The 1,485-nt window shown below is 37.9% G+C and carries 1 protein-coding gene; it reads left to right on the forward strand.

The window, feature by feature from the left end:
• Positions 1–69: 69 nt before the first annotated feature.
• Positions 70–1,296 carry an IS4 family transposase gene (locus tag QUA13_RS32405; protein WP_333205186.1) on the forward strand — a complete coding sequence of 409 codons (1,227 nt, stop codon included), beginning with the start codon at positions 70–72 and terminating at the stop codon, positions 1,294–1,296.
• The last annotated feature ends 189 nt before the right edge of the window (positions 1,297–1,485 follow it).

Below are 1,485 nucleotides of genomic sequence, written 5' to 3' on the forward strand. Positions count from 1 at the left end.
CAATACGGTTTACTTAAGGTCGAACAAGTGATAAACTATATATGATATACAAAAAGTAAATCAAGTATAGTGCCGTACAAAAAATTATTATTAGAATCTCCCAAGCTCAAAAGTAGCGATGTATTCAAAGCAATAGAGGTAGCAATTCCATCAACAGAAATAGAAGCAGCTATTCTCAAAGCAAAAGCCCAAGAAAAACGGCATCGTGGGCTACCATCACAACTGGTAGTGTGTCTAATCATAGCAATGAGCTTATGGTCAAAAGACTCGATGCGGGACGTACTAAAAAATCTGATTGATGGACTTAATAAAGTCTGGTTGAAAACTGGCAAATTCTGGAAAACTCCCTGCAAGGCAGCTATTACTAAAGCCCGAAAAAGATTAGGACCTTCTGTAATGAGCCAGTTATTTCATCAGTTGGTACGACCAATGGCTACAACTGAAACAGTGGGAGCTTTTCTGAATGGATTGAGAGTTGTAGCAATAGATGGAACCTGCTTAAATATCCCAGACAGTGACGAAAATGCCAGAGTTTTTGGCCGTCCAGGTAGCCGTCCAGGTACAAGAGCTGCTTTTCCCAAAGCTAGATTAGTTATTTTAGTAGAAGCAGGAACACACTTAATATTTGATGCTTTAATATGCCCATACAAGATGGGAGAAAGAGTCAGAGCATTAAGGTTATTACGCTCAGTTACTAAAGAAATGTTGTTAATGTGGGATAGAGGCTTGCATTCATATGCGATGGTGTCAGCCACGCTCAGCAAGGGTTCTAACTATTTAGGACGAATTCCGTCAAATGTTAAATTCCTCAACGAAACACAACTAGAAGATGGTTCTTACTTAAGTTTTATTAATCCCCCAGGCAAATTCAGAAAACAAGGATTTAAACCAATCCAAATTAGAGTAATTGAGTACAGGATTGAAAACTTAAACGACCCAACAGCAGAAATTAAGTATCGTTTAATTACAAGTTTATTGGATTCTCAAAAATTCCCGGCAAAGTTATTAGCTGCCGAATATCATCAACGTTGGGAAGTGGAAAATACAATTGATGAATTCAAAGTACATCTCGGGGAAAGAAAAACTCATGTTCGCTCTCAAAGACCAAGAGAAGTAGTACAAGAAATTTATGGCCTATTATTAGGACATTGGGCTGTGCGGTCATTAATTTGTCAAACAGCGCATAGTGCAGAAATTTCCCCATTAAGTATTTCTTTCACGGGTACATTACGAGTTATTCGTCGTGCTGTTCCAAGATTTCAGCGATTAGAATCACAGGAAATCCCTTTTTTTTAACTTGGCTGAATTTGGAGATCCTTGATGCAACTTTGCCGCCAAGAGTTCAGAGAAACAACCCAAGAGTTGTCAAAAAACCTGTTTCAAAGTTTAAATCCAAAAAAGTCAAACACAGAGGTACTGGAATAAAAACTAATCCTCCTATTTTTAAAATCTTAAAGCCTCCCAAGCCTTAAGTAAACCGTATTG

It is taken from the genome of Microcoleus sp. S28C3, assembly GCF_036700785.1.
Classification (GTDB): domain Bacteria; phylum Cyanobacteriota; class Cyanobacteriia; order Cyanobacteriales; family Microcoleaceae; genus Microcoleus; species Microcoleus asticus.